At 59.1% G+C, this 13,195-nt stretch carries 11 protein-coding genes and 1 rRNA gene; 7 read left to right on the top strand and 5 right to left on the bottom strand.

Annotation, left to right across the window (positions count from 1 at the left end; genetic code table 11):
• A 5S ribosomal RNA gene (gene rrf, locus ACIPZE_RS27185) occupies positions 1-86 on the top strand; the annotation flags it as partial.
• Between the two features lie 223 nt (positions 87-309).
• Positions 310-2,202 (top strand): penicillin-binding protein 2, encoded by a 1,893-nt coding sequence (gene mrdA, locus ACIPZE_RS27190; RefSeq protein WP_129394826.1) that lies wholly within the window; start codon positions 310-312, stop codon positions 2,200-2,202.
• A 56-nt stretch (positions 2,203-2,258) separates the two neighbouring features.
• Here mrdA and ACIPZE_RS27195 read toward each other — a convergent pair whose 3' ends face one another.
• The 4 genes from ACIPZE_RS27195 to ACIPZE_RS27210 all read right to left on the bottom strand — a co-directional run bounded on the left by ACIPZE_RS27195 (position 2,259) and on the right by ACIPZE_RS27210 (position 4,786).
• Positions 2,259-2,930, bottom strand: a complete 672-nt coding sequence (locus tag ACIPZE_RS27195; RefSeq protein ID WP_283435706.1) for a hypothetical protein — start codon at positions 2,928-2,930, stop codon at positions 2,259-2,261.
• An 84-nt stretch (positions 2,931-3,014) separates the two neighbouring features.
• Entirely contained in the window at positions 3,015-3,221 is a 207-nt protein-coding gene (locus ACIPZE_RS27200) for a helix-turn-helix transcriptional regulator (protein ID WP_007910409.1), read from the bottom strand.
• Positions 3,222-3,230: 9 nt separating this feature from the next.
• Positions 3,231-3,836: a hypothetical protein gene (locus ACIPZE_RS27205; protein ID WP_129394824.1), complete on the bottom strand. Its 606-nt coding sequence runs from the start codon at positions 3,834-3,836 to the stop codon at positions 3,231-3,233.
• Between the two features lie 311 nt (positions 3,837-4,147).
• Positions 4,148-4,786: an NAD(P)H-dependent oxidoreductase gene (locus ACIPZE_RS27210; protein WP_400776470.1), complete on the bottom strand. Its 639-nt coding sequence runs from the start codon at positions 4,784-4,786 to the stop codon at positions 4,148-4,150.
• A gap of 114 nt (positions 4,787-4,900) precedes the next feature.
• Here ACIPZE_RS27210 and ACIPZE_RS27215 point away from each other — a divergent pair, with 114 nt between their 5' ends.
• The 5 genes from ACIPZE_RS27215 (at position 4,901) to ACIPZE_RS27235 (ending at position 11,037) form a co-directional block, all read left to right on the top strand.
• Complete coding sequence (locus ACIPZE_RS27215; RefSeq protein ID WP_129394822.1) at positions 4,901-5,353, top strand: MerR family transcriptional regulator; 453 nt, start codon at positions 4,901-4,903, stop codon at positions 5,351-5,353.
• A gap of 102 nt (positions 5,354-5,455) precedes the next feature.
• The gene (locus ACIPZE_RS27220; RefSeq protein ID WP_283435709.1) at positions 5,456-7,360 is read left to right on the top strand and encodes a sigma-54-dependent Fis family transcriptional regulator; all 1,905 of its coding nucleotides are present in this window, start codon (positions 5,456-5,458) and stop codon (positions 7,358-7,360) included.
• The gene (locus tag ACIPZE_RS27225; RefSeq protein WP_400776473.1) at positions 7,360-9,078 is read left to right on the top strand and encodes an ABC transporter ATP-binding protein; all 1,719 of its coding nucleotides are present in this window, start codon (positions 7,360-7,362) and stop codon (positions 9,076-9,078) included. Before ACIPZE_RS27220 ends, ACIPZE_RS27225 begins: the two co-directional genes overlap by 1 nt.
• Positions 9,068-9,745, top strand: a complete 678-nt coding sequence (locus ACIPZE_RS27230; protein ID WP_400776476.1) for a S8 family serine peptidase — start codon at positions 9,068-9,070, stop codon at positions 9,743-9,745. Before ACIPZE_RS27225 ends, ACIPZE_RS27230 begins: the two co-directional genes overlap by 11 nt.
• Complete coding sequence (locus ACIPZE_RS27235) at positions 9,742-11,037, top strand: FAD-dependent monooxygenase (protein WP_400776478.1); 1,296 nt, start codon at positions 9,742-9,744, stop codon at positions 11,035-11,037. Before ACIPZE_RS27230 ends, ACIPZE_RS27235 begins: the two co-directional genes overlap by 4 nt.
• A gap of 99 nt (positions 11,038-11,136) precedes the next feature.
• Here the strand turns inward: ACIPZE_RS27235 and ACIPZE_RS27240 are convergent, their stop codons facing one another.
• Complete coding sequence (locus tag ACIPZE_RS27240; RefSeq protein ID WP_400776481.1) at positions 11,137-12,627, bottom strand: aldehyde dehydrogenase family protein; 1,491 nt, start codon at positions 12,625-12,627, stop codon at positions 11,137-11,139.
• Positions 12,628-13,195 lie beyond the last annotated feature (568 nt).

The raw sequence follows: 13,195 nt of genomic DNA on the forward strand, positions 1-13,195 counted from the left end.
GATCCCATCCCGAACTCAGCAGTGAAACGATGCATCGCCGATGGTAGTGTGGGGTTTCCCCATGTGAGAGTAGGTCATCGTCAAGATTAAATTCCAAAACCCCAATTGCGAAAGCAGTTGGGGTTTTGTTTTGCCTGCGAAAAAGTTTTTGAACACTTGCGGACCATCCCAACCGTCGCAAGAGCGGCCATTGGGGAAAAACCTTCTGAAGTGACCGGGCAGTTTTTGGTATGGTGCAGCTCGTTTTTTAATGGACTGATGTCATGCCCACGGATCGGCACTCATTTATGTCAAAGAGTTGCTGTAGAAATGCCTGAACCAATCCCGATCAAGGATCACGAAAAAGAGACGCGCCTGGTCAACAAGCGGTTGATCGCCTGCGCCTTGTTCGTCTTCGCCGTCAGCTGTGCGCTGGTGGTGCGCCTGTACATCCTGCAAGTGGTGGAATTCGACTACCACTCGACCATCTCCGAAAATAACCGTGTTCATGTCCTGCCTATTGCGCCGACACGTGGGCTGATCTACGACCGCAATGGCGTGTTGCTGGCCGATAACCGTCCCAGTTACAACCTGATCTTCACCCGTGAACGAGCGACTGACGTCAATCAGGAGCTGGACGAGGTGATCAATCTGCTGCATTTACCCGCAGAAGATCGCACAGTCTTCGATAAAGCGATGAAGCAGTCTCGCCATCCGTTCACGCCAGTCACGCTGTTCTACGAGCTGACGGAAGAGCAGATCGCCGTCCTCGCGGTCAACGAGTTCCGCTTGCCCGGCCTCGATGTCGAACCCCAATTCGTTCGCCACTATCCGCTGGGCGCACATTTCGCTCACTCGATCGGCTACGTCGGCCGGATCAACGAAAAAGAATCCAAGAGCCTCGATTCGGTTGAATACCGCGGCACGCAATCCATCGGCAAAACCGGTATCGAACGTTTCTACGAGGCGCAGTTGCACGGCCACGTCGGATATGAAGAGGTCGAGACCAACGCCCAAGGTCGTGTACTGCGTGTGCTCAAACACACCGATCCGGTACCCGGCAAGAACATCGTCCTGAGCCTCGACGTCAAACTGCAGGAAGCGGCGGAGGCGGCACTCGGTGATCGTCGCGGTTCGGTGGTCGCGCTCGATCCGTCTACCGGCGAAGTGCTGGCGATGGTCAGCAACCCGAGTTTCGACCCGAACCTGTTCGTCACCGGCATCAGCTCCAAGGAGTATTCGGCGCTACGCGACTCGATTGACCGGCCGCTGTTCAACCGCGTCTTGCGTGGCCTCTACGCACCGGGTTCGACAATCAAGCCGGAGGTTGCGATTGCTGGTCTCGATGCCGGTGTTGTAACGCCGCAGACTCGCGTCTTCGACCCGGGTTACTACCAACTGCCGGACTTCGATCACAAGTACCGCAACTGGAACCACAGTGGCGACGGCTGGGTAGATATGGACGCAGCGATCATGCGATCCAACGACACATACTTCTATGACCTCGCGCACAAGCTCGGCATCGATCGCCTGCACGACTACATGGCGATGTTCGGCCTCGGTGAGAAAGTCTCGCTGGACATGTTCGAAGAGTCACCCGGCCTGATGCCATCTCAGGCGTGGAAACGTGCCACGCGTCGACAGGCCTGGTTCCCGGGCGAAACCGTGATTCTCGGTATTGGCCAAGGCTACATGCAGGTCACGCCGCTGCAACTGGCCCAGGCCACCGCACTGATCGCCAACAAAGGTGTGTGGAACCGTCCGCACCTGGCTAAGACGGTCGACGGCATAGCTCCGGTTGATGAGAATCCGATGCCGAATATCCTCCTCAAGGATCCGCGCGATTGGGAGCAGGTCAACCATGGCATGCAGATGGTGATGCATGACGCGCGTGGTATTGCCCGCGCGGCAGCGGTGGGTGCGCAATATCGCATCGCCGGCAAGAGCGGCACGGCGCAGGTGGTGGCGATCAAGCAGGGCGAGCGTTACAACCGCGAGAAAACCCTGGAACGGCACCGCGACAACGCCTTGTTCGTCGGTTTCGCTCCGGCGGAGCATCCAAAGATCGCGATTTCGGTAATGATCGAAAACGGTGAGGCCGGTGGCCGTGTTGCCGGTCCGGTGGTGCGGCAGATCATGGACGCCTGGTTACTCGATCAGGACGGCCATCTCAAGCCGCAATACGCGGCGCCGACCAAAGCGCCGGGTGACCCGCACGTTTAATCGTCAACAGCTTTCCAGCACCGGCTCATGCAAGCTCGGCCGGTGCTGTGAAATGCCTATTTGCAACGATAACCCTCGGGCATCGTGACGGTGTAGGTGCGCTGCACACGGTCCTCGAAGTTCAGGTTCTGCAAGCCTTGCTCCACCAGAAAGGCTTCGACCCTGGCTGCCTGGCAGTCTTCGTTATAGGACGACGCGCGAAGCAGGTAGACCGGGCGCTTGCTGACTTCATCCCGGGCGGTGGCAATGAACGTACTGAGCGTGGTGTAACCGGTGCGCTCCGAGCTACCTATCGGGCCATAGGTCGTGTTGGGTGTACTCGTGCAGTTCAGCCGGTCGTCTTTTTTCTTGCTGTTCTTGCACACGGTAGAGGTGCTGGTCGGCACCTGCCCATAATCGGTAGCGGTATAGCGGTAGGTCACTTGTCGACTACCAATGTCGAGGCTGATGGTCATTTTTATCGGCGCGTGGTTCTTCGGCAGACTGACATCGGTATAGACCTGCTGGTAGCCCATGTCTTTCAGTGCACTCACCATGTCGCGGAGATAGTAGCGAGCGTTAAGTGCGTTTTCGTCGCTGCCACCCGCAGACGTCACGAGTACCGTCGCCTTTCGGTCAAAATGATAATCCGGATCAGGTGTGGCATTCAGCGCTACGTCCATTTGCGTGGCGCAGCCGCTGATCAACGCGGTCAGTAAAAACAGCGCGGAGAATAAAAACCGGGTCATGAAAAAGCCGCCTTGCAACTAAGGATTGAATAAGAGTTAAACGCTGGGGACTGGCGACAATTAACTCGCGCTGCTGCGCAAGGTTCAGTCTTTCTGGTATTCCAGCAGATCGCCAGGCTGGCAATCGAGTGCTGCACAGAGTTTGTCCAGCGTGGCCATCTTCACGCCCTTGACCTTGCCATTCTTCAGTAACGACAGGTTGGCCTCGGTGATGCCCAGCAGGCTGGCTAACTCTTTCGAGCGAATTTTTTGCGTGGCCATGACAACGTCAAGGCGGACGATAATGGTCATTGTATTGTTCTATATGTATTGGCTTTGCTCATCGCTGAGTACTTTTGCATCGCGCATGATAATTGAAAATAAACAGAGCAATACGCCTTTGACAATCTCGTATGCAGAAGAGGAAGACAGGCCGATCGAGAATTGAAAAATACGATCCCCGGGCGGCAGATCGATAGACAGGGTCAAACCCTGCAAAGTCTCCACCAGTGGGTAGGCCGCCGGAGAAATGATGCACAGAATCCCTACTCGCCAAAGAACCTTGATGTTGCGCTCGGTCCAGGTTTCGCCGCGGGACAAGCGCAGGAAAAACAACCCGGTCAGGCAAAGTACGTAAGTCGAAAGTAGAACGGGCAGGAAATCCAACACCACCAGCAATGCAGTGACCAGTGGCGACAGCCATGTGTCGGGTGCAAGCAGCGCACCTTCGACAAACGGGTCAAGCAGTTGCGGTGAGTTTTCCGCAAAGGCGTAGAGCAGCGCCGCGAGCATTTCATCGGTTTTGAAGAACCAGATCGAAGCGGTACTGCCGACCTCGGTGACCGCTAGGACCCAGACCAGAAGCGCCGCCAACAATCCCACCCAATGCATGCGTTGCAGTGCCAATCCGTTGATACGAGTACTCATGAAAATTCCTTGCGGTGTCATTGGGAGTGACGGATTCTCGATGTTTAATTATCGAATGGCAATAATAAATTGTTCTTGTTTTGTGAAGGTCCCCGGCGGCATCGAGGTGCTGGGGCCATAGAATGATTCTTCAATTCAATCGATTTTCGGGGATTTGCAATGTCGACAGGCTCTCGGATTCGTAGCAAGTCGAGAGCAGGGAGGGACGCGAGCCACTGGGGGGGCGCCGGTATCGGTGACGGGTTCAGGAAATGATGGGAGCGGGGGACACACACCACAGGCATGCTTCAGTCCCCCCGCTCTGATAAGGCTTATTTGATCTCGGTGACGAAGTTTTCCCGCGATCGACGAACCTTCTTCAAGTTCACCAGCCAGTCACCTTCAGCGGCTCGATGGCCCAATGGCAGAATCACCACGCTACGCAAGTTGCGAGCCGCGAGGCCGAGGATTTCGTCGATGGCAGCCGGGTCGAAGCCTTCCATAGGTGTCGCATCGACTTCTTCAAATGCTGCGGCAATCAGCGCCGAGCCAAGACCAATATAAGCCTGTCGCGCCGCCGCCTGATAGTTGGCTTCCTTGCCACGTGCAGCGACGATGCCCAAGAGCATTTGACGGTAGTTTTCCCATCCTTCGTTAACGCTGCCGCGCACTTGGTTAGTCAGGTCGAACATCATGTTGACCCGCTCCGCCGTGATGTCGTCCCACGCGGCGAACACCAGCAAATGCGAGCAGTCGGTGACCTGCTCCTGATTCCAGCTGACAGCTTTGATCTTTTCGCGAACCTCGGCATTGGTCACTACGAGCAATTCAAAGGGCTGCAACCCACTGGATGTTGGCGTTAACCGGACCGCTTCCAGAATGCGTTCGATTTTCTCATCGGGCACAGTCCTGGCAGAATCGAACTTCTTCGTTGCGTAGCGCCATTTCAGCAGTTCTGTCAGTTTGCTCATCATTAAATTCCGTAAAGGTGAAAGATGTTCAGGTGGGTCAATAACGACTGGCTGTCGTGCTGAACCTGGGCTTATGCTAATGATTAAAGCCAACTTTAAGGTCAAGCACTTTTTATGAAGATCGGAGAGGTTTCCAAGCGCACAGGTGTTGCCGCGTCGGCGATACGCTATTACGAGGAGCAAGGTTTGGTTGAGCCTTCTACCCGTGACGCCAATGGATATCGGCACTATGGCGAGGCGGCTGTTGCGCGATTGATCCTGGTGCGCGATGCCCAGCGACTGGGTTTTTCTCTCGACACCATTCGCGGTCTGTTCCTGCAGGATGGCAGTTGTTCGAAATCGCTGACCATTGCGCAAATCGATATCCGCCTGGATGAGATTCGGCAGATCGAGGCCAACCTGGCGCTGCAAAGTCAGGGGCTGCTGAGGCTGCGGCATACACTTGAAGAAAGTCTGCGCACCGGCGTTCCTCCCGTTTGCGCGAGCGGGCACCGGGCCGAATCGTATCGGCATGAACAGAGCCTCGCCCCGCGAAGCGCATTGCCTGAGCAGCCGGCCAGTAGGTGATAGCGCCCTACGGTGCTTGCCATCGCCCTGACGTTAACGTAAAGATTGCCGCCAGGGCGCTGAAATACTGAAAGCGCCAAGCGGACCGCTGCGGAGCGCTTGATGACCCTTATAAAAACAACTGATCCCAAGTCACCCCACGAAGCTCGGCTCGCCCGGGAAAAGTTGCACCAGGAAGGGCAAGTGCCCGACGGTGTGCTGCGTGCGGAAATCGACGCTTCTTGGCGACGCAGTCTCAGCCACGGCGTGCTCTTCAACGGCAAACACGAGCTGATGCTGGAATCGAGCGCAAGCCTCGATGTGCTGCTGGCGAGTAATCGCCTGCTGATCGACGCCGCGATGCCCGCCATCGATTACCTTGCCGAACGTCAGGGCAAGGAAGGCTTGATCATCCTCGCCAACTCCGACGCAACCATTCTCGCCGTCGAGGGCCGCGCTGACCGGCTCAAGGGCAGTGGCCTGCAGGACATCACCCTTGGCGCCTGCTGGAGCGAGGCCGCCCGAGGCACCAATGCCCTCGGCACCGCACTGGTCGAAGCCCGACCGACGCTGATCGATTGCGGCGAACATTACCTCGATCGCCTGACTGATTTTTCCTGCACCTCGGTGCCAATCCATTGCCCGCAAGGCGAGATTCTCGGTGTCCTCGATCTGACCCGCGAAGGCCCGCTCGGTCGGGTGCATGACAGCACCGCGCTATTGAGCATGGCGGTCAGTCAGATCGAAAGCCGGGTGTTCAATAACAGTTTCCCTGATCAGATCGTCCTGGCGTTTCACAGTCGCCGGCAGTATCTGGAATCGCCGTGGCAGGGCTTGCTCGCAGTCAGTCTCGGCGGACAGATCCTCGCGGTCAGCGCGCAAGCCTGTCAGTTGCTGCGGGCCGAACGTTCGGCCTTGGTCGGACGCCGCTGCGAAGAGTTTCTCGGTGTCGATGGCGTGCAACTGCTCAGTCGTTTGCAGCAGGGCGGCGTCGGCAGTCTGCAAACCGCCAAGGGCGAGTTTTTCTACAAAACCCTGCGTGCGCCGGCGCGCTCGGTCAACGTTGGCGGCGCGCCACGCAGTGTGGCGAAAACCCTTAAAGCGCCAGCGGATCTCGATGCACTGGCCGGCAGCAATGCCCGCTATGCCCGCGCCTTGCGCATGGCAAGGCAAGGTCTGGCCAATGAGCTGCCGGTGTTGCTGCTCGGCGAAACCGGCACCGGCAAGGAAGTCATCGCCCGCGCCTTGCACATGGCCGGCAGCCGTTGCGACAAACCCTTTGTCGCGGTGAACTGCGCGGCCATTCCCGAAGGTCTGATCGAATCGGAACTGTTCGGCTACCGCGAAGGCGCGTTCACCGGATCACGGCGTGGCGGCATGATCGGCCGCTTGCAACAGGCCCATGGCGGCACACTATTTCTCGATGAAATCGGCGACATGCCACTGGCGTTGCAAGCGCGCCTATTGCGGGTGTTGCAGGATCGCAAAGTCGCGCCGCTCGGTGCCGGTGAAGAGCAGGACATCGACGTCGCACTGATCTGCGCCACCCATCGCGACCTGAAAATCCTGGTCGCCGACAAGCAGTTTCGCGAAGACCTGTTCTATCGCGTCAACGGCATCAGCGTGATGCTGCCGGCGCTGCGCGAGCGTGATGATTTCGCCGCGCTGGTGGCGAGACTTTTAAGCAAGCTCGAAGCGCCGAACGTAGTGCTGCATGACGACCTCGACCGCTTGCTCGCCGGCTATCACTGGCCGGGTAATATCCGCCAATTGGAAATGGTCCTGCGCACCGCGCTGGCCATGCGCGAACCGGGCGACAGCGTTCTGACCCTCGAGCACTTGCCTGACAGCATGCTCGACGATCTGAGCGCCAGTGAAAAACCGCCGGCTGGCAGTATTCGCGAGAATGAATTGGAGATGATCCGCCAGTCCCTTGATAGCCATCAGGGCAACGTCTCGGCTGCTGCCGACGCCTTGGGTATCAGCCGCGCGACCCTGTATCGCAAACTCAAACAGTTGCGCTCGTGATGTTGCGTTTTATTGTTCGGCTGATCGACAGCCGTGACCCTGCCGCGCTGCAAGCGGCGTTGCGCTGGCTGTATGGCTTCGTCCGCCCGCAACGTCTGGCGATTGCCGGTTTGCTCGGACTGTCGGTGTGCGCCTCGTCGCTGGTGCTGGTGCAGCCATGGCTGGTCAAGCTGCTGATCGACGATGGTCTGCTGGCGCGTAATTTTCCGATGCTGGTGCTGATCGCGGTGCTGATGATCATCGCCGGATTGCTCGGTACCGCGTTATCAGGGATCAACCGTTATCTGCACACGCGCTTGTCCGGGCGGATTCTGTTCGCCCTGCGCGATGACCTCTATCGGCATTTGCAAACCTTGTCGCCGAGCTTCTATGGGCAGCGGCGGATTGGCGATCTGATGTCGCGGCTCGATGGCGATGTCGCGGAGATTCAGCGCTTTGCCGTGGACTCGCTGTTCTCCGCCGTCTCCAGTGTGATTGGTCTGGTGGTCGCAATCGCGATGCTCTTGACCTTGTCTTGGAAGCTGTCGTTGCTGGCGCTGGTGCTGATCCCTCTAGATGTGTTGTGGCTGCGCTGGATGCGGCGCAAGGTCGAGCGTGATGTGCGGCAGTTGCGCGAGCGTTCGGCAGACATGTCGTCGTTCATGGTCGAGACGCTGCCGGTGATGAAATTCATCCAGGCCGCCGGGCAGCAACAGCGAGAAGCGCGGCGCCTGGAGAACCTCGGCCAGGGTTACATGAATCAGTTGCTGCGGCTGCAAATCACCGAGTTTTTCACCCAGGCAGTGCCCGGCACGTTGACCTCGTTGTCCCGCGCTTGCGCGTTTTTGATCGGCGGTTATTGGGTGGTGCAGGGCACTTGGCAGCTCGGCGCATTGATCGCGTTTTCCACCTATCTGGGCATGGCGGTTGGCCCGGTGCAGAGCCTGTTGGGATTGTATGTGGCGATTCAACGGATGACTGTCAGCCTCGGTCGGGTGATGGAATTGCGCGGCGAAGAACCTACCGTGCGCTCGCCGCTTGCGCCGCAACCTTTGCCGGCCTCGGGCGAGCTGCGTTTTGACAATGTGCACTTCAGTCATCCTGGCCGGCCGAGCACCTTGAGCGGCATTGAAGCGACGATTCCCTACGGTTTGAAAGTCGCCCTGAGCGGTGGCTCCGGCGTTGGCAAATCGACCTTGATCGACCTGTTGCAACGTCATCACGATCCGCAATCGGGGCGGGTGCTGCTTGGCGAAGTCGATCTGCGCGAACTCGATCTGTTCGAGCTGCGTCGACGCATTGCGGTGGTCAGTCAGGACATCGTGCTGTTTCGTGGCAGCCTCGCCGACAACCTTGCCTACGCGGTGCCGGACGCCAGTCGCGAATCGATTGCCGAAGTCGCGCGGCTGGCGCAGCTCGACAGCCTGATCGGCTCACTACCCGAAGGGCTCGACAGTCCGTTGGGCGAGCGCGGCCAGCAGTTGTCCGGCGGGCAGAAACAACGCATCGCGATTGCCCGGGCGCTGTTGCAGGATCCCTTGATTCTGGTGCTCGACGAAGCCACGTCGGCTGTCGACGAAGCCACCGAGCGCGAAGTGATCGAAGCCATCGACCGCTTGTTTGCCGGGCGTACGCGCATCCTCATCAGCCACCGGCCGTCGACCCTGGCCGATGCCGATCTGCGCTTCGAATTGCTCGACGGCGTGCTGACCTCGAAAACGGTGCTGCATGAAGCCTGAGTTGCGGATCGGCGTGGTCGACAGCGGGCACTCGGCGGCGCAACGGGTGCAGGTGATTGCCGGGCAGCGGTTCTCGTTGCTGGAGGACGGCCTGGCGCAGAGTGATTTGCGCGAGGATCCGCTGGGGCATGGCAGCGCGGTGATCGAAGCGATCAGTCGTCGTGCGCCGGCCGCGCAGATTTGCGTGGCGCAGGTGTTTGATCAGCGTGGCGTGACCAGTGCTTTGCAGATTGCCACGGCGATTGATTGGCTGGTGAAGCAGGACGTTCGCTTGATCAATTTGAGTCTGGGATTACGCCAGGATCGCAGCCTGTTGCGCGAGGCTTGTGCGGCGGCAGTGGCACGTGGCGTTCTGCTTTGCGCGTCAAGTCCGGCGCAGGGCGCGGCGGTGTTTCCGGCGAGTTATCCGCAGGTGCTGCGGGTGACAGGGGATGCGCGTTGCACCGAGGAGCAATGGTCTTGGCTCGACAGTGCACAGGCGGATTTTGCCGCGTGCGTGCACGGGACGTATCCGGGGCAATCCGGCGCGAGTCTCGGCTGCGCGGCGTTGAGCGGGCATATCGCCGGGTTTCTGCTGGAACATCCGCAGGCGAGCAACCTTGAAATTATCGGGTGGTTAAAACACAACGCGCGTTATCGCGGGCCTGAACGGCGGCTTGGGCCATGACTGCCATTGTTATTCTCGGTGCCGGCCCGGCAGGTGCCGCAGTGGCGTTGGGGCTGCGGCGGTTGAGCTACGACGTGACACTGGTCAGCGAATGGCGGCGCTTTTCAGCCCTCGAAGGCGTCTCGCAGCGGGTACTGGAAGCCTTGCGTGGTGCGGGCCTGCACCAGGCGCTGGCGGAGGCGATATTGCCTTCACAACGGCAGGTGAACTGGAACGGACAGCAGCATGCGCAGAACATCGAATTTCTCCTCGATCGGCCGACCTTCGATCGCGGTTTGCGTGAGGCCTTGCACGCCGCCGGAGTGGTGCTGATCGAAAAACGCGTGCTCAACGTACAGGCTTCAGTAAGCCCCCATCGAATCGAACTGGATGGCGGTGCGACGTTGCACGCCGATTTTCTGGTGGAAGCACGCGGGCGCCAGGCACCGACGCTCGGCAAAGGCTTGCGCGGGCCAGAGACCGTCAGTTTGCTCAACCGCTGGCAAGGCGCGCCGGGCACGACCGCCAGCGCGGTGGAAAGCCTTGCGAACGGTTGGGCGTGGATGGCACGCCGGGCCGATGGGCAATGCTACTGGCAATGGACGGTGGACGTGGCCAGCGCTGATCTGCCGGCCAAGGCCCAGTTGCTCGATTACTGTCGTCAACGGCGACACGCCTCGGCTTTCGCTCGGAGTTTTTTTGCCGATGCAACCGAAACCGGACTGCAACTGCACGCGCGCAGCAGTACGGCGATTCTTTCAAGCCAGGTGTGTGGCGGTAACTGGATTCGGGTCGGCGATGCCGCAATGGCGGTGGATCCGCTGTCAGGCAACGGGATTTTTCAGTCGCTGTCCTCGGCGTTGCAGGCGCCGATGGTGATCAACACTTTGCTGCGCAAACCCGAGCGAGCGGCATTGGCGCAACGCTTTCATCAGCAACGGGTGGAGCAATTGTTTTTGCGCTTTGCGCGGATCGGCCGGGACTTTTATGCCGACGAGCAACGTTGGGCTGAACAGCCATTCTGGCGGGTGCGGCGGCAGTGGCCGGATGCTCAGGTCGCGCATGCTGAGGCGGATTTTGCAGCGTTGCGGATCGAGCGTATGCCAGTGCTGCGTGACGGTTTTGTCGATGAGGCTGAGGTGGTGATTAGCGCGGATCAGCCGTTGGGGATCTGGCATGTGCAGGGTGTCGAGGTGGCGCCGCTGGTGCGGCGGTTGCACACGGAATCGGCGGAGCAGGTGTTGGCGGGGTTGAGTGAAGAACAGTGCAGGGTGTTCCGGGGGTGGTTGCTGGCTCAGGGGTTCAGCCCTTGACTGGGCTGACGCCTTCGCGAGCAAGCCCGCTCCCACTTTGGAATCCGATCAACTGTGGGAGCGGGCTTGTTCGCGAAGGCGGCCTGAAGGTTGCCGCTATTACAACTTGATCAACACCGACTTCAGCTCGGTGTAATGCTCAATCGCCGCATACCCCATCTCCCGCCCGACCCCGGACATTTTGTACCCGCCAAACGGCAGTGCCGGATCCAGCGCGCTGTGGCAGTTGACCCACACCGAGCCTGACTTGATCCGCGGAATCATCCGGTGCACCGCCGCAAGATCATTCGACCAGATACTCGCGCCCAAACCATAAGGGCTGTCATTGGCCATGCGCAGCGCATCGGCCTCGTCATCAAAAGGAATCGCCACCAGCACCGGGCCGAAAATCTCTTCCTGCACCAGCGAATGCTTTTGATCGACGTCGACAATCACCGTCGGTTTGACGAAGAATCCCGGCCCGAACTGTTCGCCACCACAAGCGATGGTTGCGCCGCTCTCACGACCCATCTCGATGTAGTTGTAGACACGCTCTTGCTGGCGCGCGGAAATCAGCGGACCCATTTCCACGCTTGGGTCGAGGCCGTTGCCCATCTTCATCGCGTTGGCGATATCGCTGATATCGGCGACGACATTGTCGAAATGTTTGCGCTGCACATACAGCCGCGAACCTGCGCAGCAGACCTGGCCTTGGTTGAAGAAAATCGCACTGGCCGCGCCGGCTGCGGCGGATTTCAGATCAGCGTCGGCCATCACGATGGTCGGCGATTTGCCGCCCAGTTCAAGGGTCACGCGGGTCATCGAATCCATGGCGATCTTGCCGATCTGCTTGCCGACAGCGGTGGAGCCAGTGAAGGTCAGTTTGTCGACCAACGGGTTATGCGTCAGCGCCGAACCGGCAGTGATCCCGGTGCCAGTGACCACGTTGAACACGCCTTCCGGGTAACCGGCTTCGAGTACCAGCTCCGCCAGTTTCAGCGCAGTCAGAGGGGTTTCATCCGCAGGTTTGAGCACCACGGTGCAACCGGTGGCCAGCGCCGGGCCGAGTTTCCAGCACGCCAGCAACAAGGGAAAGTTCCAGGCGACGATGGCGCCGACCACACCGACGGCTTCGCGGCGAATGAAACTGTGGAACTGATCATTCGGCATCAGCGGCAGCGACACCTCGACGCTGGATCCTTCGATTTTTGTCGCCCAACCGGCCATGTAACGCAGGAAGTCGATGGCCAATTGCACGTCCATCACCTGCGCCACTGCTGCGCTCTTGCCGTTGTTCAGACATTCCAGTTGCGCGAGCATTTCAGCATCGCGCTGCATCAGCTCGGCGAGTTTCCACAACAGATTCTGCCGCTCGCGCGGGCGGGTGCGGCTCCAGGCGGAATCGTCGAAGGCCTGACGTGCGGCGAGCACCGCGCGGTCGACATCGTCCGGCGTGGCGCGTGGCACCACGCACAGCACTTCACCAGTGGCCGGATTGTGTAATGGCATGGTCTGACCGTCGGCGGCCTCGACCCAATCGCCGCCAATCAACATGCGTGGCTTGCGCTGGATGAAGGCAGAAGTGGCAGGGAGCAAATACGGGAGGGACATGGCACAGCCTCTTGTTGTTCGTTGTCGTTCAGAGGGCTTTCGCAATGGCTGTGCCAAATGCTTCAGGAAGGCTTGCGAGCCTGTTGTGCTAGGCGTGAGAGGTGGACGTTGAGGCGTGCGGTACGGTGAATTTGTCGCAAAAAGCGACAGTCGTTGAGATGCAAGATACGGATCGGAGTAGTGCTGGCGGACTCCGGACAAAACGGTGACCGAACTGCTGTAGGAAGAGTCGCTAAGCTGCCGGTTTACGTTGGCTGGTGGATTGAAGAGGTTCGAGCTAAGTTCTTTATCCAGCGGCGTATCGAAAGTGGATAGGCAGTATTCGGCACCGAGGGCGGAATTATCGCAGCCGTTTTTCAGTTTTCCTGCCATGGAATCGGCAGGCTCAGTTCTTCACAAGGATGTCGATGAACAACAAAAGCATTCGATGGATAACCAGTTTAATGATGGGCATCGGTACTGGGTTTATGGTGACAGGGGGAGCTTCGCTGGTGATTGGCGACGGAAGCGATGCCCAGTGATGGCTGTCAGTAGCTTTTTCGTACTTGTTGCCTCTTATGCTGTTGCT

Source organism: Pseudomonas sp. NPDC089741 (genome assembly GCF_044748825.1).
Lineage (GTDB): Bacteria > Pseudomonadota > Gammaproteobacteria > Pseudomonadales > Pseudomonadaceae > Aquipseudomonas > Aquipseudomonas helmanticensis.